Raw genomic sequence first — 25,561 nt, forward strand, 5'->3', positions numbered from 1 at the left:
AATCCTGAATTCTCAGGTAAGCAATGTTCAGAGCGGCCCTCAGCGCACGAAACTACAAACTCCGCCCCAGCGCCTGAATCTCCCAACCCGCTTCCTGCCATTTTTCTACCGGCAGGACATTGCGCCCGTCGAGGATCTTCTTCGAGCGCACGAGCGTAGCAGCATGCACTGGATCGAGCTCCTTGAACTCTTGCCATTCGGTAGCCAACACCACTACGTCGGCACCGCGGAGGGCATCGTCAGTGGAGGTTGCATAGTTGAGCGTCGGGAAGACACGACGTGCGTTTTCCATGCCTTGCGGGTCGTATACCGTCACCTGCGCTCCGGCCAGCGAGAGAGAGCCTGCCACCGAAAGAGCGGGAGAGTCGCGCACGTCGTCCGAGTTCGGCTTGAATGCTGCGCCCAGCACAGTGACATTGTGGCCGAGCAGATTGCCGCCGCAAGCCTCGCGAGCCAGCAGGACCATGCGATCGCGACGACGCATGTTAATCGCATCAACCTCACGCAAGAAGGTTAGCGCCTGATCAGCACCCAATTCGCCGGCGCGAGCCATGAATGCACGAATGTCTTTCGGGAGGCAGCCACCGCCGAAACCAAGTCCGGCACCGAGGAATTTGCGACCAATGCGATCGTCGTGCCCAATGGCGTCGGCAAGCTTGACGACGTCCGCCCCCACCAACTCGCACACTTCAGACACTGCGTTAATGAAGGAAATCTTCGTGGCCAGGAAAGCATTGGCGGAGACCTTGACCAGCTCGGCGGTCTGCAGGTCGGTGACGATAAAAGGGGTGCCGGTAGATAACGGCGTGGCATAGATTTCCCGCGCGAGTTCCTCGGCCTGAGAATCCTCGGCACGAGTACCCAACACAATGCGATCTGGAGTGATCGTGTCCTGCACCGCGTAGCCTTCTCGCAGGAACTCCGGGTTCCACGCGATCTCCACCTCGGTGCCTTCAGGAGCGAGTTGATTAGCTTTCTTTTGCAATTCGGCAGCCGTGCCGACTGGGACGGTCGACTTTCCGAAAATCACGTGCTTGCCCTTGAGCTTCGGCACGAGGTCCTCGATAACCGCGTGGACATACTTCAAGTCCGCCGCATATGAACCGCGCTGTTGCGGCGTACCGACGCCCAAAAAGTGGACATTCGCGAAGGCTGCGGCCTCGTCATAGTTGGTTGTGAAATCGAGGCGACCTGCCTCAATATTGCGCTGCAGTACCTCAGGCAGACCTGGTTCGTAGAACGGCACTGTGCTGTTCTTCAACGATTCGATCTTCTTGTCGTCGACATCCACGCCGAGGACGTCGTGGCCAAGTTCCGCCATGCAGGCGGCATGGGTTGCACCCAGGTATCCGGTTCCAATGACTGTCATACGCATAACAGCCCAATGTAGTCGCGGATAAACTACAGCGCTGAGTTTGTTACCTAAAGTTCAGATACGCCTTGCTTGGGGTGGGGCCACGTTGTCCCTGGTACTTGCTGCCAAGCTTGCCGGTGCCATAAGGAGTCTCAGCAGGCGAGCTCATCTTGAACAGTGCGAGCTGCCCCACCTTCATCCCCGGCCAGAGCGTGATAGGGAGGTTTGCCACATTTGACAGCTCCAGCGTGATGTGGCCGGAAAAGCCCGGGTCGATAAAACCAGCGGTGGAGTGCGTGAGCAGACCCAAGCGCCCCAGGCTCGACTTTCCTTCTAGACGCCCGGCGAGGTCAGCGGGGAGAGTAAATTTCTCGAAGGTCGCAGCCAACACAAACTCGCCCGGGTGCAGCACGAATGGTTCGTCCTCTTGCACCTCAATTTCGTTGGTCAGCTCATCCTGCTGCAGCTTCGGATCGATGTGGGTGTATTTCGAGTTGTTGAAAACTCGGAAGAAACGATCCATGCGGACGTCGATCGACGACGGCTGAATCATTTCCGGGTCGAACGGTTCAATGCCCAGGTGACCCTCATCGATGGCGGCGCGGATGTCCCGATCTGAAAGCAGCATGCCTTTTAGTGTAGTTCCCACAACTTCCCCCTGCGTAGTTCCCACCCGCTTACCAGCCGATCGGGCCACCTGACTGTTGCCGACCCAGTTTTCATCACAAGCAACCGGCATGATAAACTTCGTTGCAGGTCGCTTGACCAGCGCCGATGTAATTCAATGGTAGAATGTCAGCTTCCCAAGCTGAATACGCGGGTTCGATTCCCGTCATCGGCTCAAGATTTACGTTTGCCTTTCAGATGGCTCAAGTTTTCGTATTTTGAGCATTCTGGAAGGCATTCTTTTTTTGTTTCAGCTGGCAGGGTCTCCGTAGAGTCGCCGTTGATTCATTTCAATCTGGTCCCTGACCTCATCATCGCGCAGTTCCACCAGCGTGCCCAGAGTTTCCGCGAGCGCGCGTGTCACCGCATCAGCGACCTGTTGCCCTACGTCTCCGTCCGCAGTGCTAGTTTGCGCTGGCAAGTCGGTCTCCAACAGCAAACGCGCAGCTGGAACTTGACGTGCGTATGCCCGCCCCCGCTTTGTCTCTAACATCCTGGGATTAATGGAAATGTAGCCACCCAGATCGATCAGCCGGGTGAGTTCGTCGCTGCTGCCGGAAAACCAATGAAACACTGGGGTCCCTGGCATTTCGGCCTGTTCCAGGAGATCCAGGACCGTGCTCGCTGCCCGGACCGCGTGAATAGACATGACGAAATCACGACCGTCGGCACGCAACAGTTCCAGGATGTGGGTGAGTACCGCTACCTGAAGTTCGGCGGTGCCCTGGTGACGAGGTGCGAAATCCAGCCCGATTTCGCCGATGAAGGTGGTGCTGGGCAGGTGCGTCGCAAAGCGAGCTAGCTCTACTTCGTGGTCCTCACCCACCCACCACGGATGGAAGCCCAAACTCGCGCGATCATAAGTGGCGACCTCACCAAAAGTCGACGGCAGCACCGTCTGCGGTACCACGGAAATGCCAGGCAGTGAGAGGACAGAGGCGCGTTGGTCGGCCGGGAGGAAGTCCAGGTGGAAGTGCGTATCGAGCAGCATCAGCTTTGTTCCAGTGCAAGCGCCTCTTCGCGGGTACGAAACAGCCGAGGTGGGCGAGGCATGGGCTCCAAGCCCGCTAATCGACGGATCACCTTCCCCGCAATCATCTGCCCCATGATCGGCGGCATGTAGCTCATCGACCCCAAGCTAGCTGACTTTTCGCGCCCGGCCCCCAGCTTGCGCGGAACCTCCGTGGAATACAGCACCTCGATGCCCTTGATTCGACGCTTCCGGGTTTCAATCCGCATTACCTTAGCCAGCGGGCAAATCTGGGTCTTGCGGAGGTTCGCGAACTGCAAATGAGCCGGATCCAGACGGTTGCCCGCCCCCATCGACGACAACAAAGGCAGCCCCTGTGAGGCACACCAGTGTGCAATTGCGAGTTTTTGGGAGATGGTGTCGATGCAGTCAAGCACATAATCCGGGCGAGGAAACTTCTCTAACCTCTCCGCGACATTGTCCGGCGTGAGGAATACTTGCTGTGCGTGAATGGTGCAATCTGGGTTGATTTCGTGGATCATTGCGCTCATCACGTCCGCCTTCTTCATACCTAACGTGGAAGTAAAGGCGATGGCCTGACGGTTGATGTTGCTTTCCTCGACCACGTCTCGATCCAGCACAATCAGCGTTCCCACTCCCCCTCGAGCCAAAGCTTCCGCGCAGGCGGACCCCACTCCGCCGAGGCCAATGACCATCACCGTGGCATTGCCTAGGTTCTGCAAACCGTCGTCGCCAAGCAGCAGGCGAAGGCGGGCGTGGCGCTGATGGGGCTGGGTCATAACTCTCCTGACGTGGCTCATTAGGACACGTCATTATATCGCCCGGCCCCTAGGGTTGCCCCTCACAGTTCTGAACAAGATGTTATTCCTGAATCCCGAGGTATTGAGCCAAACCGCCAGTAGAGCAGCACAGCTGAGCGAGCTGATTTCAAATCTGATGTTAGGCAACTTTCGCCTCCGAGATCCGTCCGAGTTTTCCGATCACCTCGCGAAAGTGCGCTAGCAAGCCCGGTGAGAACACCAATCGGTAGCTGCGCTATCCAATTGACATAATTCTGCCAAAAGTTGCGCGCCAAGCTTGTAAGCTCGGTCACATGAAGCCTGAGCTGCGCTGGGAAGCTGATGTCATCTTGAACGATGGTGGGATCGCCACGCTCCGACCCGTGCAGCCCACAGATCGAGATGCCCTCATCGAGTTCTACTCCCGAGTCTCCGACAAGTCGAAGTACCTACGGTTCTTCACCACCCACCCCGAGTTGACGGCCCAAGACCTCACCGAATGGGTCGAGGTGGATCAGCGTGATCAGGTCACCCTCGTGCTCATCGAACGGGAGGACATCGTCGCCACCGCTCGCTACGCACTCGTTTCTGGCCACGAGCAACGCACCGCCGACGTCTCATTCCTCGTCCAGGACGACCATCACGGTCGCGGAATCGCCAACATCTTGCTCGAGCACCTCGCCCAGATTGGCCGGGAAAACGACGTCAAGCGGTTCTTCGCTGAAATGCTGACCCAGAATCGCTCCATGGTCCAGACTTTCATTCGCGCAGGATACAGCGTGAAACCGGAACTGGAAGACGGCTACATCACTGTTGATTTCCCCATCGACCCCACCGATATTTCCCGCGAAGTCATGGAACGACGCGAGCTGCGCGCCGAGGCGACGTCGATTAGGCGCCTGCTGAACCCCGCCCAAGACACCGACCTCGTCATCGCGACCTACAACCCGGATACCTTCGATGAGGTGCTGGATCAAGCCGCCCAGCAGGGCGCCCGCGGCATCATTTCGCTTGCCGACGGCCACAACCCCGCCCTCACTGCGCAAGATCTGCGCGACTTCGTCGCTCAGGCCCGCGAGCACGGACTTCGTGCGCTGGGCCCGGCCTCGCTGGGCATTATTAACACCCGTGGCGGACTCAACACTACCCCCGCCCCGATGCCACGCACAGGCAATGTCGGACTGTTCACCCAGTCCGCGGGAATTTCTACGCTTGCGCTGTCTCACGCCATTGAACGGGGCGTTGGTATCTCTACTTTCATCTCCGCCGGAGCGTTCGCAGATGTCACTGGCAACGATGTCATCCAGTTCTGGGCCGACGACCCAGACACCAACATTTGTCTGTTGTCCCTGGACACAGTAGGTAACCCTCGAAAATTCTTCCGGGTGCTGCGACGATTAGCCCTGGAAAAACAAGTGGTGGTGTTCATTCCTTCTCGAGCTTTAAAATCTGCGCGATACCTCGACGACCCCGGCATTTCGACGCTGAACAACGCGGACCCCAGCGCGCTCGACGCGGTGATTCGAAGTTCCGGGGCGATGGTGGTCACCCGGCGCGACACCATGTTTGACCTCGCGCAACTGTTGGCGCGCCAGCCGGTACCAGCCGGCAGGCGCGTTGCGGTGATCTCCAATTCTGCGGGGCTCAGCGAGCAAATGGCACAAAGCGCCCAACGTTTTGGCCTCAATCCGCGAGCGATCACCGTGACTGGAGACCCAGTTTCCGGCCTACTGGAAGTAACCACCGCCGCGCTCGCGGATGACTCGATTGATGCGGTACTCAGTGGACTGGTAGAAATTTCCACCGCAGGCCAGGTGGCTGCTGCTCATCGGGGACTGAGCGAACTTGCCACCACAACCGTGCACAAGCCATTGATCGGGACCTTCGTCGGCTTCGGTGACCTACCAGAGGATGACGCCGATACCGAACATCTTGGACAATTGCCGGTTTTTGGCAACTACGCAGATGCACTAGAGGCTTTGTCCCTCATCGTTTCCAACGAGGAAGCCCGTGCTGCTGCCCGCCCACAGCCGGAAGATGAGGTTGGTAGTGGCCGACGCAGTGCTGCCCGAGAATTTGTAGCTAGCCTACTCAGCAGCAGCCCTGCTGGCCGCGAACTTAGCGACGTTGAAACCGCGCATGTACTGCGACTATACGGCATTAATCTCATCCCCTGGCAGCCAGTGTCTACCCTGGCAGAAGCGATCGTGGCGGCAGAAGAGTACGGCTGGGATGTGGTGCTGAAGAACGTCCATCCGGCGCTTCGGGGTCGCCCCGAATTATCCGCTGTGGTGCGCCACATCGGCGACTCCGCCGAACTCGCCACTGCCTGGAACACCTTGGAACGCATGAGCGCAGACCTAGGATTGGATGCCTTCTCCCCCGTGGTCCAACCGACAGTTCCTCCGGGAACCACGCTGACGATTCGCGCAATTGAAGACCCGGTGTTGGGTCCGATCTCCTCCGTCGGGATCGCGGGGCCGATCTCGGAGCTGCTGAAGGATAAGTCTTATGGAGTGCCACCGCTGCGGCGTCGCGACGCGCACCGAATGCTTACCTCCCTGGCTGCCAGCGAACTATTGCGCGGACATCGCGGCACGCCGCCGGCGCTGCTGGAACCAGCGGAATATGTGATTATGCAGGTCAATGCGCTGAAAGATGACGTACCCGCCTTGGTGGAAATCGAACTCACCCCAGTGATCGTGGGTGCGATGGACACTGCAGTGGTCGGTGCCCGCATGCGGATCGCAGACATCGATACCGAACGCGACCCGCTGGCTCGCCGACTGCGCTAAGGAAATTGCGATGAAACCCCTGCTTGTCCACCATGAGGACCTCTTCGGCTACTGCTTGGGCGACACCCACCCGATGGGCCCTGACCGAGTCCGGCTCACAATGTGCCTGGCTGAGCACTTCGGCCTCCTCAATCTTTTCGACATCGAACAACCCGCCGCCCTTACCCCCGGAACGTTGGAAAAAGTCCACACTCCTGCCTATCTAGCAGCGCTTTTCGACGGCCAGGCGCACCCCGAGCACGGGATCGGCACCGAAGATAACCCCCTCAACCTCGCGATTCCGCCAGTTGCCCTGCAGATCGTGGCCGCCACGGTGCACGCCACCCGCGCGGTATGGAACGGCGACCGGCAGCGTGCAGTGAATGTTGCCGGTGGTCTCCACCATGCCCAGGCGGACGCGATGCACGGCTTCTGCATGCTCAATGATGCCGCTGTCGCTATCGCCTGGCTTTTGGAAAACGGAGCACAGCGCGTGGCATACCTCGATTTGGATGCCCATCATGGCGACGGAGTAGAACAACTATTCTGGGACGACCCCCGAGTGCTCACGGTCTCCGCCCATGAATCCGGACTGTATCTCTTTCCGGGGACCGGCTTCGCCCATGATATTGGCGGACCGTCCGCAGCTGGCACCGCGGTCAATATCGCGCTGGATCGCGGTACCGCTGATTTGGCGTGGCTCCGGACAATCCATGGGATTATCCCGCCGATCCTGGAGCGCTTTCGGCCGGAAATCCTCATAACTCAACACGGTGCCGACCCACACCGCACTGATCCTTTGGCGGATCTTGATCTCTCGCTCGACGCGCTGGCCTTGGCATATCGCTCCGTTCGCAGTTGGGCTGAGCGGTACGCACAGGGGCGGTGGGTCGCGCTAGGTGGTGGCGGCTACGAACGCGATACCGCCGCCCGCGTCTGGACAGCGCTGCTAGGTGCGGTTGCCGACGTCGAGTTCGCCCCCACCTGGGCCATGCCCACCCATTGGCGCGCATTGGTCCGTGGGAAGGCTAGCAGGACTTTTGGTGATCCCGGCGCCGCGGAGGGCCTTCGTGATTTCCACCCTGAAGCCCGCGTGGAGGCCCGACGCGAAGCCCCCATGATTGCCACTTCGCGGGCCGTATTCCCCTATTGGGGCCTGCCACCGTATACCTAGGGTGGTGGGGCTGTCTTTAGCTGGCGCGGGCGATTAGCGCGGTGGCATCCTGAGGCCGCCGTCGAGGCGGATGGTTTCACCGTTGAGGTAGTTGTTCTCAGCGATGTGCTGCACCAACTGTGCATATTCCGCTGGCTGAGCCATGCGTGCTGGGAACTGCACGCGCGATTCCAACTCGGTCCGGAACTCCTCAGAAATCGCCGCCATCATCGGCGTATTCACCACCCCTGGCGCAATAGAGCACACCCGAATGCCCTGAGATGCGAGATCCCGGGCAGCCGTAATCGTCAGGGCATAGATTCCGCCCTTCGACGCCGCGTAGGCGGCCTGGCCAACCTGGCCTTCGAAGGCAGCTACGGAAGCCGTCATCACGACCACACCGCGTTGCCCCTCGTCGTCGACCGGTTCGAGTTGTGAGACCACCTCTGCAAACGAGGTCAGGACGTGGAAAGTACCGATCAGGTTCACGCCGATGGTCTTGGCAAACAGTCCAGCATCGTGAGGCCCCTTGCGGCCCATGATGCGCTGCGAAGGGCAAATCCCTGCACAGGCTACCAGCAGGCGCACTTCACCCAGCTCAGTAGCCTTCTGCACCGCTGCGCGGACAGCCTCAGCATCAGTGACATCGACCTGGAAATAGGTCAGGCCATCAACTGCAGGTCCTTCTTGGAGGTCAAAACCGGCGACTACCGCCCCGGCGTCGATAAGGCGGGCAGCGGTGGCAGCACCGAGCCCAGAGGCCGCCCCGGTGACGATGGCAACTTTTCCGGTGAGATCCATGGGTTATCCTTTCGCGTTTCTTAGACGAATGCCGAGACGCCGGTGACGGCGCGTCCGACGATGAGGGAGTTGATGTCGTAGGTGCCTTCATAGGTGAAGATGATTTCGGCGTCGGCCATGAACTTCGAGAGGTCATGGTCAGTCAGAATGCCATTGCCACCGGCTACTTGACGGCCGAGCGCAGCCGACTCTCGGGCAAGCCTGGTAGTAGTGGCCTTGGCGAGAGCGGCATGGACCATATCCATCTGGCCGACCTGCTGAATTCTGGCCACCTGGGTCATCATGCCGAGCGACGCCGTGGCGTTGCCAAGGATCCGCACGAGAGGTTCCTGCACTAGCTGAAACTTAGCGATTGGCTTGCCGAATTGCTCACGCTCGAGCACGTACTTGCGGGCGGCGTCGAAAATGCCCAGCTGGATGCCGGCGCCCTGCCAACCGACCCACGCCCGCGAGTTGCGCAGGAGGATGTTGGTGGCCTTGAATGAGGCCGCTCCGGGCAAGAGGTTTTCTTCCGGAATCAGAACGTTGTCAAAGCGCATGTCCGCGTTCTGCATGATTCGCAGCCCCATCTTGCGGGAGATTTTGCTCGCGGAAGCCCCAGGGCGGTCCATCTCAACGATGAATCCCTTAATTTCGTTATCGGCGACATCGCGGGCGAACACCAGGGCAAAGTCGCAGAAGGTGCCTCCGCCGATCCAACGCTTCTCGCCGTTGATGATCCAGCCCTTGTCGGTCAGCTTCGCGGTGGTAGCCAGGCCACCGGCGATGTCAGAGCCGTGATCGGGTTCGGTCAACGCGAAACAACCGATCTTCTCAAATTGTCGAAGCCCAGGAAGCCAATGGTCTTTCTGAGCCTGCGAACCCATCTCGTTGATGAAGTCCACAATGAGCTCATTATGAATGCCTACCAGGGCGGACAGGGACACATCCGCTCGGGTGACTTCGGCATACACGAGGCCTTTAAATAGGCGACTATCGCTGACAAACTCAAGCTCACCTAGTCCCTGAGCTGCCATTTTCGGCAGTAGGTCGAAGGGGAATTCTTCCCGATCCCAGTACTCGCCCACCGCTGGTTTGATTTCCGTTTGCAGGAATTCGTGGATTTCGGTGAGCCGTCGGGACTCCGCTTCAGGCAGCTGATCGGCCACTTGGAGGATATCGGCATGGGGGAAGGCGACATTGTTCAAGTGTGGGAGGTCTAGAATTGGAGGCATCTGTACACCTTTCATCGGGGACAACAACCGGGTTTCCTGGCTGTAGGTATCGGTGAAGTAATGGCTGTGAAGTTATAAACGTGGTTTTTGGTGGCGAGGTGTTGCCAAGCGCACGCACTTCTTCGCGAACAACTTGACAGCTCCACCTGTACGAGATTCAACTCCAGCGTACACTATATTGTGATCCACGCCACCCGATTTGAGGATTTTATGACCCCCACCACCCCACTCACCCCGCGCCAGCGGCAGCTTTTCGACGCCCTCCTCACCCAATTCCTCAAGAACGGCTTCGCCACCTTCACCATCGACTCCGCCGCCAGGGAACTACACTGCTCCAAATCCACCATGTATTCTCTCGGCGCGACGCGGGACGAAATCATCCGACGGATTTTGGTGAGCTTCTTCAAAGAGGTCACCAGGCGTACCGACGCACAATTGACACACAATACGAGCCCCAAAGTGGCCCTGGAGCGGTACTTCACCGCGATGTCAGCAGCCCTAGAACCAGCATCTTTAGCCTTCTTGCGGGATCTATCTACGGTGGAGGTGGCGCGAGAGATCTACGCCACGAACACCCAGGCCGCGACCGAGAAGATTACCAACCTCATCGAGCGCGGAGTTGCCGAAGGGGAGTTTCGGACGGTCAACTCCAGCTTTCTCGCACATCTCATTTCCGCCGCGATGCAACACATTCAAACCTCTGCAGCTACCCCCGAGGTCAATGCGGTTGATGCATACCGCGAGCTGGGCCAATTAGTGATTTACGGGCTGTATTCGGAAGTTGCTTGACGCATTTTTGGACAATTGCTAGAAATTCCTTTCCAGATTTAACTAAAGTTGAGTGCGACGCAGATCACACCCCGTTAGTGAGCCGAGTAGGCTCACTCCCTTTGGAGGAAATCATGTCCAACACGATCACCGAAAAGTTCCGCACAGCCCGCAACGTCCTGATCAAGCACCAGGAAAACTACGAAGCAGCCCGAGCCGAATTCGAATGGCCCCGCTTCGAGGAATTCAACTTCGCCCTCGATTGGTTCGACGAGCTCGCTCGTGAACCTGAAAACGCCGACCGGGAAGCCCTGGTCATCATCGAAACCGACGGTTCGGAAACCCGTCGCACGTTCTCGCAGATGTCTGAGCGATCCAACCAGCTCGCCAATTGGCTTGTTTCCCAGGGCGTGCAGCGCGGGGACCGGATCATGTTGATGCTCAACAATCAGGTTGAATTGTGGGAATCCATGCTGGCCTGTATCAAGGCTGGTTTCGTGCTTAATCCGGCCACAGCGATGCTTGGTACCGCTGATCTGCAGGATCGAACCGACCGGGCGGGAGTCAAGTGGGTCATTGCCAACGGCGAAGACGCCGCCAAGTTCCAGGAGGTTGACGGCGACTTCACGGTGATCCAGGTGGGGGATTCGCCCGACGCCCAGACAGCACATCCCACGCTTCGGTATGCAGATTCTTTCTCGGCGGATGTGGTATTCACCCCGACTCAGCCGACCCGCGCCGACGAGACGCTGTTGCTGTACTTCACCTCCGGAACTACGTCTAAGGCGAAACTCGTCGAACACACGCACACCTCATACCCGGTGGGCCACCTGTCGACGATTTACTGGATCGGACTCACCCCGCACGATGTGCACCTGAATGTGGCAGCGCCCGGCTGGGCCAAACACGCTTGGTCCAACTTCTTCGCTCCGTGGATTGCCGGTGCCAAGATCTTCATTTACAACTACACTCGCTTCGACGCAGCCGCCCTGATGGACACCATGGAGCGCGAGGGCGTGACTTCCTTCTGCGCGCCACCGACAGTGTGGCGCATGTTGGCGCAAGCTGACCTGTCTCGGATGAAGACGCCGCCGGTCAAGCTCGTGGCCGCCGGGGAGCCACTCAACCCGGAGATGATCGCCACGGTCGAGCGCGCCTGGGGCACTACCGTCCGTGATGGGTTCGGTCAAACTGAGACGACGCTGCAGATCGCTAACACACCTGGCCAGAAGGTGAAGCCAGGCTCGATGGGTCGGCCGCTCCCTGGTATGGATGTGGTGCTGAAAGACCCGGTCACCGATGAGATTGGCAATCACGGCGAGATCTGTCTGCGGATCGATCCGAGGCCGGTGGGCCTGACCCCGGGCTATTTCGGGGACCCAGATAAGAATGCCGAGACTTTCCGCGACGGCTACTACCACACCGGGGACATCGCCGAGATGGACGAGGATGGCTACATCACCTACGTTGGCCGTGGCGACGACGTCTTCAAGGCCTCGGACTACCGCTTGTCTCCTTTCGAATTGGAATCGGCGGTGATTGAACACCCAGCGGTCGCTGAGGTTGCCGTGGTGCCGTCGCCAGACCCGATCCGCCTCGCGGTTCCGAAGGCTTATGTGGCGCTGGCTGCTGGTTTTGAACCTTCGGCTGAGACTGCTGAGTCCATTTTGAAGCACTGCCGGGAGGCCCTGGCCCCGTACAAGCGTATCCGTCGCGTGGAGTTTTACGAGTTGCCGAAGACGGTGTCCGGAAAGATCCGCCGCGTGGACCTGCGTAAACGCGAGACGGAAATCCACGCAGCCGATGGCGGCGCAACTTCGGTCTCCTGCGAGTTTGCGGATACCGACTTCCCAGAGTTGAAGGGCTAATATAGTCCAGTTGACTCGTTCTACTTCGAAGGGATCGCCGTGACCAGCCGTGATGTTATTGCCGACACGATGCGCAATTGGGAAAAGCACGGCTGGGACGACTCGGCCCTAAGCATGGGCACGGTCACCTCTATCTTGCGGTTGGCCGGATTGCTGCGCTCTCGCGCCGAGGACGTACTTCGCCCTTATGGAATTTCTTTCTCCCGCTACGAGCTATTAACTCTGTTGATGTTTTCTCGGTCTGGGGCGCTGCCAATGAAGAAGGCGTCGTCGCGACTCCACATTCCGCCGGCCTCGGTTACGCATACGGTCACTCAGCTCGAGAAGCAGGGGCTGGTGCGGCGCATGCGCGATCCTGAGGATGGGCGTGGCATTTTGGTTGGCATTACTGACCAAGGCATCGCGCTAGTCTCCTCCGCTACACCGGCGCTGAATGAGTTCTTCGTTTCCCTCGGTGTGAGCGATGCGGAGCAGGCGGACATGCTCGCCCTCTGTACTGCTTTTCGACGCGCGATTGGCGACGTTTAAGTTGACATAGCAAAACCGGCCGACATTGTGGGTGTCGGCCGGTTCTTTTGTGCGTGTTAGCTGTTGGTGAAGTTAGGGTCGCGCTTTTCTACGAAAGCAGCCATGCCTTCCTTTTGATCGTTAGAGGCGAAGATGCCGTGGAAGGTGCGGCGTTCGTACATGAGTCCCTGCGCGAGGGTCATCTCGTAGGCCGCGTTGATTTGCTCCTTGATCAGCGTGGTTGCGACGAGGGACTTCGATGCGATGGTCTCTGCCGTCGCGATGGCTTCGTCGATAAGAGCTTCCGGTGCGACGACGCGCGCCACCAAACCCGCGGCCTCTGCTTCCTCAGCCCCCATCATTCGGCCGGTGAGGCACATTTCCATGGCCTTTGCCTTGCCGACAGCGCGGGTCAGACGCTGGGAGCCCCCCATACCTGGAGTGACGCCGAGGTTCACCTCGGGCTGGCCGAATTTGGCCTTCTCACCAGCGATGATGAAGTCGCACATCATGGCCACTTCACAGCCACCCCCGAGGGCGTAGCCGTTCACGGCTGCGATGATCGGGGTGCGCACAGCGGTGAATGCGTCCCAACCAGCGAACCAGTCGAGGTTGTACATTTCGGTGGCGCCCTTCGGTGCCATTTCCTTGATGTCGGCGCCCGCAGCGAAGGCCTTTTCCGAGCCGGTGAGGACGATGCAGCCGATGCCGGTGTCTGTGTCTAATTCTTGGGCGGCGGCGGCGACTTCGCGCATCGTTTGGTCGTTGAGGGCATTGAGGGCTTTCGGACGGTTCAGGGTGATCAGTCCGACGCGGCCACGTCGTTCTACCAGGATGTTCTCATATGTCATGCGGTGCTCCTAGAGTTCAATATCTTCCACTCGGGGGTCGTCGACCGGACCGAGCATGCGGGCCATTTCCTCAGGCTCGACTTCCCCCAGGCTACTCGGATTCCATTGCGGGTTGCGATCCTTATCAATTAGCTGCGCCCGCACCCCTTCCACGAACTCGGTGCCTCGCTGCATGTTGCAGGAGATTCGGAATTCCTGCTGGAGAGCTTCTGCCAGCGTCTTCTCGCGGGCACCGCTTATCGACGCAAATGTCACCTTCAGCGCCAACGGGCAGTTACGTCGAATCCGCTTCGCCGCATCAGACGCCCATTCCGCTTGGCTGGCATCCAGGTTGGCCAGGATTTCCTCAACACTTTCAGCATCATAGACCCGGGCCATCTCCACTCGATCAGGCCCAAAACCGCGGGCTGGCTGGACCGCATGCTTCTCAATGTCCCCCACCACGCCCGAGGCGCAGAGATCGGCGACGAGAGTTTCAATCAGCTCATCGGGCACAAAGTAGTCGGCCAGCCCCGCTTCAATCGCCTGAGCGCCGCCCTCATGTGCGCCGGTCAAGCCGTAGTGGAAACCAAGATTGTCGGGAGCATGCGCAAGCAGCCAGGAGCCACCAACATCTGGTGCGAACCCAATGCCAACTTCAGGCATCCCAAGTTTCGTGCTATCGGTGACGATACGGTGGGAACCATGAGCAGAAATGCCGACGCCCCCGCCGAGGACGAGTCCATTCATGATGGCGACGTAAGGCTTCGGGTAATCGGAAATCATCAGGTTGAGCCCGTATTCATCGGCCCAGAATTCTGCGCCGGCGGTGCCGTCGGCCAGGGCGTCGTCGTAAAGCGCGGCGACGTCGCCACCAGCACACAAGCCCCGCTCCCCAGCGCCGCGCACGATGACGAGCTTCACGGCTGGATCGTCGTGCCACCCGTCGAGCACTTTGGTCATTTCCAACACCATTTCATGGGTGAGGGCGTTGATGGCCTTTTCGCGATTGAGCGTGATGATGCCCGCGTTACCACGGACTTCACTGAGGAGCTGATCGGTCACTGCATGATTCCTTTCGATGTTAAAAGTGTTGGGGTTTGGGTTGGTCTGGTTTAGTGTCGCGGGCTAGGGGGCTTCGAAAAGCAGTGCCTCGCCCTGTCCGCCACCACCACACAAGCTCGCGCCAGCTTTCCGCACGTGACCTGCTGCGATCTGGTGGGCGATGTGGGTTGCCAAGCGAGCCCCGGAGGCGCCGATCGGATGACCGAGCGCGATCGCCCCACCGTGTGGGTTCACCTTGTCCGGGTCTGCGCCCAACGCGCGTGTGGAGCAGATACCGACGGTCGCGAAAGCCTCGTTGATCTCGATGAGATCCAGGTCTTGGACTGTCCATCCTTGACGATTAAGGGCCGCCTTCAGCGCGTTTGCTGGTTGCTCCTGCAGGGAAGCATCTGGACCTGCGGTCTGCCCTGCAGCGCGGACGACGGCCATGATTGGCCAGTTGTTTTCCTCGGCGTGCGCTCGGGTCGTGAGCACCAGCGCAGCCGCGCCGTCGGAAATTGGCGAAGCATTGGCAGCGGTGATTGTTCCATCCTTCTTGAACGCCGGGCGCAGACCACTCAACGACTCCGCGGTGACGTTCTCACGGACACCTTCGTCCAGCTCAACGATCGTGTCGCCCTTGCGGCCCTTCACTGTCACCGGCGCGATCTCCCGGGCTAGCTCTGCGCGCGCTGCTACTGCGCCCTGGTGGGAGCGGGCCGCAATCTGGTCTTGTTCCTCGCGAGTCACCGGCCACTTCTCGCTGTAATTTTCCGTCATTTCACCCATGGAGATACCAAATTCGGCGGACACCAAACCGTCATACGCCATGTGGTCGACGGCGTTAAAGTCGCCAAACTTCACACCCGCGCGGGTGTTCTTCAGCAGGTGAGGCGCCTGCGACATCGACTCCATGCCCCCAGCGATCACCACTCGCGCTTCACCGGATCGCAGCAGGCGGGCAGCGTCGATAACCGCGGTTAGGCCGGACAGGCACACCTTATTCACGGTCACCGTATGGGCGCTCGCCGGGATGCCTGCCGCCAGCGCCGCCTGCTTCGCTGGGTTCTGCCCAGCCCCGGCCTGCAAAACCTGTCCGAGGATGACCGCGTCCACTTCCTCCGACGAAATGTCATTTAGTGCCGCCTTTATTGCGTGTGCTCCGAGTGCCGTTGCAGGCAGCGAAGACAGGCCACCAAGCAGCTTGCCAAATGGGGTGCGGGCGGCACCAACGATGACGACGTCGTTTTGGTCTTGCACTGGTTCTGTCATGGTTTCGCTTTCTTCTAGTTTGTGCTGGGTTTGAGTTGTGCGGTGTTGTGCTGGGTTGTGCGGTGTTGCCCGTTCCCGGCAGTACGCTATATCGCGCTATCGTACAGATACTTTGTGAGCTGCGCCACCGTTTTTGAATATTTGATTCGACCACTTATCTGTACACACTAGTGTTCGTATGTCTCAGATTTTTCTTTGATCACAACTTCGCCATTCGCCCTTGCGTTCTAATTTGAACCTGATAGAGTTGGGGGTAACACGTCAGGAGGTGATAGAGATGATTTCCCACGCCAAAACAGCACTTGAGCAGGCGCTTATCGACGGCCCGTCGTTCCAAGATTTCGCCACTCTACTAGAAATCAAGGAGCTCGTCGCACGGCTCGAAACCAACATGTCCAAAGGTCGCGAACGCTACGAACTGGAAGAACTTGGCGCATCTGCGGGAACATCCCGTCGCATCCTCAGGCGCGCTGCCCATGAATGGCCGTCCGACGTTTCCGTCGAACACCAGGACGTAATTCTGTCTGCGCTAGAGCGGCTAAGTAGCAACTCGGATCGTCGGGATGAGATCTACCAGCAAGGCGCGGAGGCGGCTCGCGAAACTTCGGTCAAACACACGCACGAATTCGTGAAGAAGCTCGTGCGGGAAGAAAATGAGCACTTAGCGAAGGACCCGTTCGAGGCCTACCATCAACGCCGGTTCCGCCTTCGATCCCAAGACGAGCACGGGGGCTGTTCTTTTCACGGCTACGCACCAGCGAAGACGGCAGCACTGCTCAAAGCCCTTCTGGATCGCGCCTTCCATTCCGAGGAAGGCAAGGAACAACAGCCACGAAACGTCGAACAACGCAACCTCGATGCCTTCGACCAGGTCTTGCAATGGGCCTCGAGCGACCGAATTGTCACGACGGGCCATGCGAGCCTCGTGGTCTCCGTCCACGACAGCGACACATTCGACTGGCGTACGAAGTTTGGCACAAACGTCGGCATCGATCTCAACCTCTTTGACCTTGCCAACTTAAGCGGGGATCGGATCAGCGACTACATTGTGGTCCATGAGCAAAATGGGGCCGTCAAGAACCTGGTCACCGCCGAGCGAACCGCCAACTTCCTCATCCGCATCGCATTGCTAGCCCGCGACTTCGTTTGCCAGCACCCCGGATGTGCAGAACCTGCCAGCCGCTGCGACGCCCACCACATAGTCCCCTGGAGTCGCGGAGGCCCCACAAGTATCAATAATCTCGGATTTCTCTGCCGAAAACATCACCGAAGAAACGACGACAGCCACGTCGGCCAGCACATGGACATTGACGATGGAATTCCTTGGTGGATCAACAAAAACGGCACCCCAAAACGCAACAACTCCCCCGGCGCAAAACGAGCCGGAGGAAGAAAACGCGACCCTGACTAACTACACCGCACAATAGGCTGCGGGTCATACACCGTCGTGGTGGTCTCCCGAGAGATCTCCTGCCCCGACAAAGACCTAATCACACGCGTGTCAGAAGTCGTGAACCCCGGCGCGCCACCAGACGGCGCACAATCTGCACCCGACAAAGTAATCGGCGAAGGCGACGTCGGCGCCCACCGGCCACCAGAAATCGACTCAACCTGAACCGTCTTCACACCCTTCAACGCCACGTGCACCTCATTACCCGAAACCCCAGCAGTAATCAGCACCGGATGCGCAGAAGTGTTCTTAAACTGTAGATCAATCACACCCTCAAACACCGTCGCCTCCCGACCCGCCGGATACCGCGAAATGTAGTAAGAGTGCGCCGTATGCGCCACATCCTCCATCCCCGCAAAATACGCAGCGTTGTACAAAGTGGTCGCAAACTGCGAAATACCACCACCCACGGCCTTATCCGCATGCCCGTTCAAAATGATGCCAGACTCCACAAAGCCCTGCGCAGTACCCCGCGGACCGGTGTGCCGATTCAGCGAAAACGTCTCGCCCGGCGCGACCAAGGCGCCGTCGACAAGCTGGGCAGTCTTAGCGATGTTCACCCCGGACGGGCCCGAGAAGCCACCGGTGGAAAACTCACCGATAACGTCATCAAACGTCGCCTTTTCCGCCTGTTCAGTCGTGAAAGTCGCCGGTTCGTCGCGGTATACGGCGTCGAAACGCTTAGGGGCCGTCCCGACCACGCGGGCGGCGAAATCCGCCATCGTCGGCTCCCACTCCACCGACACCCCATCCACCGATGGAGTCACCTTCTTGCCACCCGCGAAAGAGATATCGGCGTTGCGGCGCTTGACCTCAGACTTCGCCAAACCCTCCGCCAAAATCGCCTGAGCCGCCTCCGTATTTACCTCCGGCTTCAACTCGCCACCCTCCGGCTTAAACGAAACCACCTCGCCCATTCGGTTCAGTGGCACCTCGCCGACAACGTCCTTCCGGCCCACCGCGACGATCGGCGCGGACTGAGCCACCCGTACCGGACCCGACATCGCCCGATCCAACGCCGACTGCAACACCGCAGGCTGCGTCACCTTCGCGTCCACCCGCACCACCGGATCCAACCAGTGATCAAGCACCCGGCCCTGGACCTCGCCACGATCAACCTTCTGCCCATTCACCGGCGCGACCGGCACAAACACCCCATCAGCGAAATCGATCCGCGCATCCGCCGGAGCCGGAGTCAGCTCCGCATGCACCCGATCCAACTCCTTGCGCAGCGCCTGCTGATCGACGTCCGACTCCACCGAAACATCCCGAGACACAAAGAAACTAGTCACCTTCGTAATCGGATTGAGGGAAGGTGTGCCCGCAGCATCAATTGTTTTCTCCCAATCCACCTTCAACCCAGCATCCTGGGGCTTGAACGTAGCCGAACGCTCGCCAGCTTCCACCACCACCGGCTGCTCAGCCCGGGGCGCAAGCTCGGTTCGCAGCGTCGACAACGCCACGTCACGCTGCATGCCACCGATCTGCACCCCCGCGACCGTGGTCCCCCGGGGCACATGATCGCGAGTAAGCAGAAAGTCAGCGACATACGCAGCCACTGCCAACGCGAGAATGCTCAAGACAACGCCAACGGTGATCTTGAGGGCAGAAACTGGGCGCGAAGCGGACATGAAAACTCCGATAGTGGATAGAACAACAATGTTTTACGTCTCAACAGCGTAATCACTCAACGCCCAAAACCCTAGGCGGAAAACTGACCTACTGTTGCTCATGCACCACAAGCTGCAATTTTGCCCGCAAAGCTGAATTATGCAGTTGCTGCCCGGAATAGCTACCCGCAACAACAGCCCGCTCCACCGCGTTAATCGCCGCACCCAACTCCGCCGTAGAAATCCACAACGCGACATCCGCCCCGGCAGTCAGCGAGGCGACCACCGCCTCCGGAGTGGACATACGCGCAGAAATCGCTTTCATTCCCGAGAGATCATCGGTATAAATTACGCCTCGATACGGCGTTCCACCTGGATAGTCACCGCTGCGGAGCAGCTGGTAAGCCGCCGGGTTGATAGAGGAAGGGGAGGCATCGCCAAGCCCCGGCACCTGCACGTGGCCAACCATGACGGCACCATCGGACGTCGCTAAGGCAGGCCCGTAGGGCGCCAGATCTACCGCCTTGACATCGGTAAGATTCGGACCAGTCACCGACTGGAAATGGGAGTCGCCGCGGGCCCGGCCGTGACCAGGGAAATGCTTGTACACCGGCCGAACCCCCGCTCGCGACAAGCCCCGAGCAAAGGCCGCGCCATACTCGGCGGCCACCGCCGGATCCGCGGAAAAGCTGCGGTCCCCGATCGCGCCAGCACCACGGCCCCCATCAAGGTCCAACACGGGAGCGAAATCCACCGTCACTCCAGCACCACGCAGGCGCGTCCCCAGCTCAAACGCCATAGCCTCGGCCTGCTCTGAGGTATGCGAAGACGCCATTTCCCGAGGCGCAGGCACCGCTCCGAACAACGCAGGCTGACGCTGAACGCGGCCTCCTTCAGCATCAATCGACACCGAAAATGGGCGCCCAACCGAAGCGCGCAGCGCTGCGATGTCGCGACCTGGAGTAGTCAAGAGCCCAGGGTCTGTCCAGGAACCAATAAAGATTCCACCCGCGCCCTGCGAAAGAGCAAACAGCGCGTCGTCGTAGTTACGCACCCCAACCATCAGCACGCTCGCGGCCCGTTGTCGCAGATCGGTGGGCACAAGTGCCTCCCCGGCGGTCAGTTGTTGCTCGCTCACCCCAAAAAACTGGGCCGAAGCAGCCCGCGCCTCAGCATAGGCACGCTGCGCGAGCTCTTCTTCGATGTCTGCCTGGTTTCGCGCCAATTGCTCAGCGATCGTCGTGGGATCCTCATTAACCGGCAGGGGCTGCCCACACCCAACCACCCCGGTCGCCCACGGTAACAGCGCAATCAGGACAGTAACTACCTGCTTGCGCATGCACACCCCTTCACCGCCCACGACGCTTCACCGAACAATCAACCCCAACCAGTGTGCCAGAACACCATTAGGCTGGGTGCCACTGACATGCACACCAACCTTGCGGAGGAAACCAATCCCATGCCCGCACCAACGCCAGACCCTAACGAACAAACGATGCTCATCGCCTTCGACGGCTCCGCCGAGTCCCGGCGTGCCTTCGCCTACGCAGCCGCCCTGCTCCGCCCAGCGCAGGTACAGATCCTGACCGCCTGGGAACCGCTGCATCGACAAGCGGCCCGCGCAGCCGGCGGAGCAGGCATGATGCAGCACGACTTCTCAGCAGCAGTAGATACCGCGGAGGGCGACCCGGCCTACACCCGCGCCCTCGAAATCAGCCAAGAGGGAGTTGCACTCGCGGAATCCCTCGGGTTCCATGCCCACGCGTTGCTCGTCGAGTGCTCCACCGCGATTTGGAGCGCGCTTGTCGACGCCGCCCAGGAACTCAAACCCGATGTCGTCGTCACGGGCACGAAGGGATACCGCGGAATCAAGTCCTTCTTCAAGTCCTCGACCGCAGAAAACCTGCTTCACAACGTCGGAATGCCCATTTTCATCGTGCCGCCACTCGACGACGACGAAGACACCGACTAGCCTATGGGGAAGTAAAATATTCCCACCGCCTGCACTGACTTCATCAAAGGATCTCCATGGCATTTGAAAGCGACTCCCTGACGCGCCGCACGATCGGCCCCGCGCTGGCGAGTGCTGTGGTGGGAATCGCTGTTGGGGTAGCAGCTGTCGTTGGAGTTGCGGCGATCTCCAACCAGGACACTCTCCCTGCAGGTCATGCCGCTGATCAGGACGCCGCCTTGCTGGGTGGCGCGGAGTACGGCACTCGTCAATAATGCGGGATCGCCATGCACACCTTGTGGGCTGGCTGTTCCTAGCTGCCCTGTGTTTTCTGCAAGCCCCGGGCCTCGTTTTCGCTGACACCAAACATGATCTAACGGCAAACCCGGCCGGGTTTTTGCGCCACTCCTTACACGCCTGGACCGATCTTTTCCCGCTGGGACAACTGCAGAACCAGGCCTACGGCTACCTTTTCCCGCAAGGGTTATTCTTCCTACTAGCGTCACCGTTTCCGGACTGGCTCGCCCAGCGCGCCTGGTGGACCCTGGTGCTCGGCATCGGGTTTTCCGGCTTCTTCATCCTTACCCGACGCCTCTCCGCTTCCCTCCCAGCAGCTGCCCTCGGCGCGATCCTTTATGCGCTCTCCCCGCACACCCTGTCCACTCTCGGCGCGATCAGCTCTGAAACCTGGCCGATGATGCTGACGCCGTGGGTGCTCGCACCTCTAGTCAGCAAGAACAAACCTGGCACAGCAGCAGTAGCCGCCTCCCTGCTGGCGGTGGCGATGATGGGGGCGGTCAATGCGGTAGCGACGGCCGCGGCCTGCCTTCCCGCGCTGGTTATCTTCCTCGTCTGGCGTGCCTGGCGCAGTGGCATCATCTGGGTGCTCGGGTGCGCTGCAGTCTCCGCCTGGTGGCTAGGTCCCCTTCTGGTACTCGGGGCCTACTCTCCACCGTTTACCGACTTCATCGAAAGCTCTTACGTCACCACGCGCTGGCTCAGCCTGCCCGAAATCCTGCGAGGCGCCACCTCCTGGGCCCCGTTCGCCGACTCCGAACGCATCGCCGGAACGCTACTAGCCACAAACCCCTATTTTGTCCTCGCCACCTCAGCGATTGCGATCCTCGGTCTAGTCGGGCTCACCCGCGCCGACCTGCCCCTCCGACGCGCCTGGGTGCTGATGTTCCTGCTCGGCGTGGGCATCCTCGGAGCAGCACACGGCCCTGCAGGCCACTTCGTGCTCGAGCTTCTCGACGGCCCCCTGGCCCCCTTACGCAACCTGCATAAGTTCGACACCCTCGTGCGCGTGCCACTACTTTTGGGTTTTACGCACTTGCTCACGCACATTCGCGCCCCACAGTCTCCGCGCCGCGCAGCTGCGTTTGCCTGCATTGTATTGGTGGCGTGTGCCAGCATCGCACCTGCGTGGAGCGGTCGACTTGGCCCCCGGGGAGGCTTTACCCAAGTTCCTGACTATTGGGTGGAGGCCGCGTCCTGGCTCAACTCCAACGCGCGCAGCACCCGAACCATGGTGCTGCCTGCTACATCTTTTGCGCGCCAAACCTGGGGCTGGACTCGCGACGAGCCACTCCAGCCACTCCTGGAAGTGCCGTGGGTGGTCCGTGACGCTGTTCCGCTGGTCCCACCCGAGGCAATTCGTAGTCTCGATGGCATCGTGGCCCACCCGACCCCGGAGGCGATGGAGCGGCTCGGGGTGGGCATTGTGGTCATCCGGCACGACCTTTCTCCCCACATCGACACCACTGCACTCGAACAAGCCTTCAGCAACCAAGGGTTTAGCACACACACCTTTGGCGAAGTTTCCATCATTGAACTTGACCGCAACCGTGGGATGTCGCTCAGCAGCACTCCGCCGGTGCGGGTGGCTGGTTCGGGCGAATCGCTGGCCCTTATCGACGCGCTCTTCGGCCCACATAGTTACGAACTTACGGCCTCCGGCGCTGCCGACATCGTCACCGACACTCCCCTGCTCACTACCCGAAATTATGGTTTGGTGACCCGGGCGGAGTCTGCTCCGCTGGCGAAAGCAAGTGAGGGTGCGGATGTGCGCAACGCAGTCCCGAACTATCCTTCGCACGTCGAACCGATTCCCGTCACCGAGCGCGGTGGCCACGTGGTCGTTTCTTCGGCAGCGAGCGCTGCCACCGCATTTCTCGGCCCCGATCCATCACGTTCGGCGACGGCGGCCGTCGATAAGCACCCGGAGACGGCGTGGTATCCCGCACCAGGCAAACAGCAAGGCGAATGGTTGGAGCTACGCCCGGACCAGCTGATAGACCGTCCGGAGGTGACCTTCACTACGACAGGTGCACCGGTGGTGGTGACCATTTCTGGGGGCGGCGCCGAGCTCAACCGCACGGCGTACCCGCACCGGCCGGTGACGGTACAGCTGCCCGCGGACCGTGTCGATTCAGTGCGACTAACCCTTGGGGCCAGTGCCACCCCCGCAGGTCTGGCCGAAGTCCACCTCACCGATCACCCCATCGAACGGATAATTTCCCTACCTGCGAGGAGTGGGGCCAGTGCGTGGGTCATGCAGCGCCTCACGCCGGATACCAGGCTCATTCAGCGCGAATTCGGCGTAGCTGAGGATGCTTCGGTGCTGGTCGACGCGGCAACCTGCCACGAAGACGCCGCCACGCCAGGCCCCGTAGCCACCGATATTGTGCTCGACGGGCACCCAGTGCAATGTGGCGACACCCAGGAGCTTTCCGCCGGCACTCATCGCATCACGACGACATCCCGCTGGATTTCCCTACACAAACCAGACCTGCAGCTCCCGCCACCGCCCACGACGATCGCCGACGAAGTGCCCCGATCCGAGAAACCGCAACTACTCAACTCGCACCGCGCCACGAACCCCGGACTGCGGGCCAGTGTCGGCGGAGTGCCCGTAGCACCCATCGACGTGGATGCTGCCGCCCAGGGTTTTCTGATCCCCGCCGGGGTGTCCGGCCGAATCGAACTCAGCTTCGCAGGTGACAGCGCCTATCGGTGGTCGCTGTTCGCCGGGGCAGGGGTGGCTGTACTGGTAGTACTGGCTTGTTTAGTGCTCCAGCGACGCCCCCGAGACGCCACTCCGGCGCTGCCACCGGAGCGCGTACCAACGTGGTGCTGGGGCGCGGCCACCGTATTCCTCGTGGCAGGCTTCCCGGGACTGCTAGCGATGGTAGCGACCGCCGCCATCCGGCGCTGGACTATCTTCGACCGTGGTGTCCTCGCCGCCGCGGGCATGGCCCTGGCTGGCATGTGGTTGGCGCACGCCCCCTGGCCGAGCGAGAATTATGCGGGTGACCAGTGGTTTAGTGCGCTCGCTGGCGTCGTTTCGCTTTCAGCCATTGTGCTGCCGGACGTTCCACGAATTCATAAGACGCAGCCGCAATCGGAATAGTGGCTAGCACCGTCAACAGAGAGATCAACCAGAACCCACCGCTAAACGGTGAGCGGCCAAGCAGCGGGAACATCCACGTCAATACGGGTAAGTGCCACAGGAAAATCCCATAGGACCAACGCCCCAGGGCTTGCATGACGGGAGAGGAAAGGGCCCGTGACTGCTGCGTGTCCCACGCGTAGGGCACCAGCACCAGCGCAGCAAACAAGGTTCCAGCCAGCACCCGACGCACGAATTCCCAGGGACTCGGATGGATCAACCCCAGCGGGCCGAACCACGCCTGCGCAGCTATCCACGCCACCACCAGGGCCAACAGCCAGCTCACCAGGCGAAGCCAAGCGGGCACCGACCACCTAATCTTCCCTTCGAACTCGGCTGCCACCAGCCCCACCGCAAACCAACATGCGTAGGAGACCGGGAAAATCTGCAAGTTCGGCACCCCTGGTGCAGGACTCGCGACCACAAAAGGCAAGAATGGCCAGGCCAGGGAAGCCACAGCCAGCGTGGCGATGAATCCCAAGCGACGCGCGGGCTTTTGTTCCGCACCACCAGTCCGCATGCAGGCCCAGGCTACAAGCGGTAAGCACACGTAAAAGGCCACCTCGACACATAACGACCACAAGTGAGTAAGCCCAGGCGCTAACGCGTTGGGAACGTAAATTTGAGACAGCGTAAGATTGGCAACTACCTGGGTCGCCGTCGCACCGAAAGCTTCCGGCAGCAACAAAAACACACCTATCACGAGCACCAGGTAGGCGGGCAGGATTCGGACAACTCGGCTGGTTGCATAACGCCGCAACGCCTCTCCATGGCCATCGAATTCGAAACGGTGGCGGCGCCAGAGCAAAAATGCCGACAGCGCAAAAAACACTGGAACGAAGAAATCGAACCTCGCAAAGATGCTGTTGGCGGGCATCCCGGTCTGGAAAGCAGTGTGCGTCAATACGATGCCTAGTGCTGCCACAGCCCGCAACCCCTCCAGTGGTGCCAAGAACCCACGGTTGGTTGCGTAAGCTGGAGGTAAATCCACGGTGAGTTGGCCTCTACATTCAAGCTGGTTCGTCATGGTTGTTTTCCGGCGTGGCGCGCATGCTTGCGCGCCTAACGCTGGGGCTAG

21 protein-coding genes and 1 tRNA gene are annotated in these 25,561 nt (G+C 60.0%); 10 read left to right on the plus strand and 12 right to left on the minus strand.

Annotated features, from left to right (window positions below; genetic code table 11):
• Positions 1–52: 52 nt before the first annotated feature.
• The gene (locus tag CEPID_RS11020) at positions 53–1,369 is read right to left on the minus strand and encodes a UDP-glucose dehydrogenase family protein (RefSeq protein ID WP_201775224.1); all 1,317 of its coding nucleotides are present in this window, start codon (positions 1,367–1,369) and stop codon (positions 53–55) included.
• Positions 1,370–1,418: 49 nt separating this feature from the next.
• Positions 1,419–1,982, minus strand: a complete 564-nt coding sequence (gene dcd / locus CEPID_RS11025; protein WP_047241539.1) for a dCTP deaminase — start codon at positions 1,980–1,982, stop codon at positions 1,419–1,421.
• A gap of 142 nt (positions 1,983–2,124) precedes the next feature.
• On the opposite strand from dcd, the gene CEPID_RS11030 reads away from it, so the two are divergent.
• A tRNA-Gly gene (locus tag CEPID_RS11030) sits at positions 2,125–2,195 on the plus strand.
• Positions 2,196–2,270: 75 nt separating this feature from the next.
• Here CEPID_RS11030 and CEPID_RS11035 read toward each other — a convergent pair.
• Together CEPID_RS11035 and CEPID_RS11040 are read right to left on the minus strand one after the other, a co-directional pair.
• On the minus strand, positions 2,271–3,011 hold the full coding sequence (locus CEPID_RS11035) for a TatD family hydrolase (RefSeq protein ID WP_052843548.1): 741 nt from the start codon (positions 3,009–3,011) through the stop codon (positions 2,271–2,273).
• Positions 3,011–3,790, minus strand: coding sequence for a tRNA threonylcarbamoyladenosine dehydratase (locus CEPID_RS11040; RefSeq protein WP_047241003.1), 780 nt, complete (start codon positions 3,788–3,790; stop codon positions 3,011–3,013). The genes CEPID_RS11035 and CEPID_RS11040 overlap by 1 nt, the downstream gene beginning before the upstream one ends.
• Before the next feature lie 314 nt (positions 3,791–4,104).
• On the opposite strand from CEPID_RS11040, the gene CEPID_RS11045 reads away from it, so the two are divergent.
• Both CEPID_RS11045 and CEPID_RS11050 read left to right on the plus strand, forming a co-directional pair.
• Entirely contained in the window at positions 4,105–6,585 is a 2,481-nt protein-coding gene (locus CEPID_RS11045) for a GNAT family N-acetyltransferase (RefSeq protein WP_047241004.1), read from the plus strand.
• Between the two features lie 10 nt (positions 6,586–6,595).
• On the plus strand, positions 6,596–7,738 hold the full coding sequence (locus CEPID_RS11050; RefSeq protein WP_047241005.1) for an arginase family protein: 1,143 nt from the start codon (positions 6,596–6,598) through the stop codon (positions 7,736–7,738).
• 33 nt (positions 7,739–7,771) lie between these two features.
• Here CEPID_RS11050 and CEPID_RS11055 read toward each other — a convergent pair whose 3' ends face one another.
• Together CEPID_RS11055 and CEPID_RS11060 are read right to left on the minus strand one after the other, a co-directional pair.
• Positions 7,772–8,518 carry an SDR family NAD(P)-dependent oxidoreductase gene (locus CEPID_RS11055; protein ID WP_047241006.1) on the minus strand — a complete coding sequence of 249 codons (747 nt, stop codon included), beginning with the start codon at positions 8,516–8,518 and terminating at the stop codon, positions 7,772–7,774.
• 20 nt (positions 8,519–8,538) lie between these two features.
• Positions 8,539–9,732 (minus strand): acyl-CoA dehydrogenase family protein, encoded by a 1,194-nt coding sequence (locus CEPID_RS11060; RefSeq protein ID WP_047241007.1) that lies wholly within the window; start codon positions 9,730–9,732, stop codon positions 8,539–8,541.
• A 210-nt stretch (positions 9,733–9,942) separates the two neighbouring features.
• Between CEPID_RS11060 and CEPID_RS11065 the strand changes: the two genes are divergently transcribed.
• The 3 genes from CEPID_RS11065 (at position 9,943) to CEPID_RS11075 (ending at position 12,896) form a co-directional block, all read left to right on the plus strand.
• Positions 9,943–10,521, plus strand: coding sequence for a TetR/AcrR family transcriptional regulator (locus CEPID_RS11065; RefSeq protein ID WP_047241008.1), 579 nt, complete (start codon positions 9,943–9,945; stop codon positions 10,519–10,521).
• Between the two features lie 113 nt (positions 10,522–10,634).
• Entirely contained in the window at positions 10,635–12,368 is a 1,734-nt protein-coding gene (locus tag CEPID_RS11070; RefSeq protein ID WP_047241009.1) for an AMP-binding protein, read from the plus strand.
• Between the two features lie 39 nt (positions 12,369–12,407).
• Positions 12,408–12,896: a MarR family winged helix-turn-helix transcriptional regulator gene (locus tag CEPID_RS11075; RefSeq protein WP_236684241.1), complete on the plus strand. Its 489-nt coding sequence runs from the start codon at positions 12,408–12,410 to the stop codon at positions 12,894–12,896.
• Between the two features lie 56 nt (positions 12,897–12,952).
• Here CEPID_RS11075 and CEPID_RS11080 read toward each other — a convergent pair whose 3' ends face one another.
• The 3 genes from CEPID_RS11080 to CEPID_RS11090 all read right to left on the minus strand — a co-directional run bounded on the left by CEPID_RS11080 (position 12,953) and on the right by CEPID_RS11090 (position 16,021).
• Positions 12,953–13,726: an enoyl-CoA hydratase gene (locus CEPID_RS11080; protein WP_047241010.1), complete on the minus strand. Its 774-nt coding sequence runs from the start codon at positions 13,724–13,726 to the stop codon at positions 12,953–12,955.
• Between the two features lie 9 nt (positions 13,727–13,735).
• Entirely contained in the window at positions 13,736–14,770 is a 1,035-nt protein-coding gene (locus CEPID_RS11085; RefSeq protein WP_047241011.1) for an enoyl-CoA hydratase/isomerase family protein, read from the minus strand.
• Positions 14,771–14,833: 63 nt separating this feature from the next.
• Entirely contained in the window at positions 14,834–16,021 is a 1,188-nt protein-coding gene (locus tag CEPID_RS11090; RefSeq protein WP_047241012.1) for an acetyl-CoA C-acetyltransferase, read from the minus strand.
• Between the two features lie 277 nt (positions 16,022–16,298).
• Here CEPID_RS11090 and CEPID_RS11095 point away from each other — a divergent pair, with 277 nt between their 5' ends.
• Positions 16,299–17,432: an HNH endonuclease signature motif containing protein gene (locus CEPID_RS11095; protein ID WP_047241013.1), complete on the plus strand. Its 1,134-nt coding sequence runs from the start codon at positions 16,299–16,301 to the stop codon at positions 17,430–17,432.
• Here the strand turns inward: CEPID_RS11095 and CEPID_RS11100 are convergent.
• On the minus strand, positions 17,429–19,102 hold the full coding sequence (locus CEPID_RS11100; RefSeq protein ID WP_047241014.1) for a VanW family protein: 1,674 nt from the start codon (positions 19,100–19,102) through the stop codon (positions 17,429–17,431). The two genes, CEPID_RS11095 and CEPID_RS11100, sit on opposite strands and share 4 nt — an antisense overlap.
• An 88-nt stretch (positions 19,103–19,190) precedes the next feature.
• Positions 19,191–20,420, minus strand: a complete 1,230-nt coding sequence (locus CEPID_RS11105) for a glycoside hydrolase family 3 N-terminal domain-containing protein (RefSeq protein ID WP_083984455.1) — start codon at positions 20,418–20,420, stop codon at positions 19,191–19,193.
• A gap of 87 nt (positions 20,421–20,507) precedes the next feature.
• On the opposite strand from CEPID_RS11105, the gene CEPID_RS11110 reads away from it, so the two are divergent.
• From CEPID_RS11110 to CEPID_RS11120, 3 genes are read left to right on the plus strand one after another with little or no spacing between them, the layout of a single operon-like run.
• Positions 20,508–21,053 carry a universal stress protein gene (locus CEPID_RS11110; protein WP_236684242.1) on the plus strand — a complete coding sequence of 182 codons (546 nt, stop codon included), beginning with the start codon at positions 20,508–20,510 and terminating at the stop codon, positions 21,051–21,053.
• A 56-nt stretch (positions 21,054–21,109) separates the two neighbouring features.
• A complete protein-coding gene (locus CEPID_RS11115) occupies positions 21,110–21,307 on the plus strand; it encodes a DUF2613 family protein (RefSeq protein WP_047241015.1) in 198 nt (65 codons plus the stop codon).
• The gene (locus CEPID_RS11120) at positions 21,307–24,444 is read left to right on the plus strand and encodes an alpha-(1->3)-arabinofuranosyltransferase domain-containing protein (protein ID WP_047241016.1); all 3,138 of its coding nucleotides are present in this window, start codon (positions 21,307–21,309) and stop codon (positions 24,442–24,444) included. The genes CEPID_RS11115 and CEPID_RS11120 overlap by 1 nt, the downstream gene beginning before the upstream one ends.
• Here CEPID_RS11120 and CEPID_RS12980 read toward each other — a convergent pair.
• The gene (locus CEPID_RS12980) at positions 24,356–25,510 is read right to left on the minus strand and encodes an acyltransferase family protein (protein ID WP_083984456.1); all 1,155 of its coding nucleotides are present in this window, start codon (positions 25,508–25,510) and stop codon (positions 24,356–24,358) included. The genes CEPID_RS11120 and CEPID_RS12980 overlap by 89 nt on opposite strands.
• Positions 25,511–25,561: the final 51 nt, after the last annotated feature.

The sequence above is a fragment of the Corynebacterium epidermidicanis genome (assembly GCF_001021025.1).
GTDB classification, from domain to species: domain Bacteria; phylum Actinomycetota; class Actinomycetes; order Mycobacteriales; family Mycobacteriaceae; genus Corynebacterium; species Corynebacterium epidermidicanis.

Excerpts from the sequence above, each read along its gene's own strand:
- CEPID_RS11040 (WP_047241003.1), bottom strand. The coding sequence starts at position 3,790 with ATGACCCAGCCCCATCAGCGCCACGCCCGCCTTCGCCTGCTGCTTGGC.
- CEPID_RS12980 (WP_083984456.1), bottom strand. The coding sequence starts at position 25,510 with ATGACGAACCAGCTTGAATGTAGAGGCCAACTCACCGTGGATTTACCT.
- CEPID_RS11065 (WP_047241008.1), top strand. The coding sequence starts at position 9,943 with ATGACCCCCACCACCCCACTCACCCCGCGCCAGCGGCAGCTTTTCGAC.
- CEPID_RS11110 (WP_236684242.1), top strand. The coding sequence starts at position 20,508 with ATGCACACCAACCTTGCGGAGGAAACCAATCCCATGCCCGCACCAACG.
- CEPID_RS11100 (WP_047241014.1), bottom strand. The coding sequence starts at position 19,102 with ATGTCCGCTTCGCGCCCAGTTTCTGCCCTCAAGATCACCGTTGGCGTT.
- CEPID_RS11070 (WP_047241009.1), top strand. The coding sequence starts at position 10,635 with ATGTCCAACACGATCACCGAAAAGTTCCGCACAGCCCGCAACGTCCTG.
- CEPID_RS11060 (WP_047241007.1), bottom strand. The coding sequence starts at position 9,732 with ATGCCTCCAATTCTAGACCTCCCACACTTGAACAATGTCGCCTTCCCC.
- CEPID_RS11095 (WP_047241013.1), top strand. The coding sequence starts at position 16,299 with ATGATTTCCCACGCCAAAACAGCACTTGAGCAGGCGCTTATCGACGGC.
- CEPID_RS11020 (WP_201775224.1), bottom strand. The coding sequence starts at position 1,369 with ATGACAGTCATTGGAACCGGATACCTGGGTGCAACCCATGCCGCCTGC.
- CEPID_RS11050 (WP_047241005.1), top strand. The coding sequence starts at position 6,596 with ATGAAACCCCTGCTTGTCCACCATGAGGACCTCTTCGGCTACTGCTTG.
- CEPID_RS11045 (WP_047241004.1), top strand. The coding sequence starts at position 4,105 with ATGAAGCCTGAGCTGCGCTGGGAAGCTGATGTCATCTTGAACGATGGT.
- CEPID_RS11055 (WP_047241006.1), bottom strand. The coding sequence starts at position 8,518 with ATGGATCTCACCGGAAAAGTTGCCATCGTCACCGGGGCGGCCTCTGGG.
- CEPID_RS11115 (WP_047241015.1), top strand. The coding sequence starts at position 21,110 with ATGGCATTTGAAAGCGACTCCCTGACGCGCCGCACGATCGGCCCCGCG.
- CEPID_RS11035 (WP_052843548.1), bottom strand. The coding sequence starts at position 3,011 with ATGCTGCTCGATACGCACTTCCACCTGGACTTCCTCCCGGCCGACCAA.
- CEPID_RS11120 (WP_047241016.1), top strand. The coding sequence starts at position 21,307 with ATGCGGGATCGCCATGCACACCTTGTGGGCTGGCTGTTCCTAGCTGCC.
- dcd (WP_047241539.1), bottom strand. The coding sequence starts at position 1,982 with ATGCTGCTTTCAGATCGGGACATCCGCGCCGCCATCGATGAGGGTCAC.
- CEPID_RS11090 (WP_047241012.1), bottom strand. The coding sequence starts at position 16,021 with ATGACAGAACCAGTGCAAGACCAAAACGACGTCGTCATCGTTGGTGCC.
- CEPID_RS11105 (WP_083984455.1), bottom strand. The coding sequence starts at position 20,420 with ATGCGCAAGCAGGTAGTTACTGTCCTGATTGCGCTGTTACCGTGGGCG.
- CEPID_RS11080 (WP_047241010.1), bottom strand. The coding sequence starts at position 13,726 with ATGACATATGAGAACATCCTGGTAGAACGACGTGGCCGCGTCGGACTG.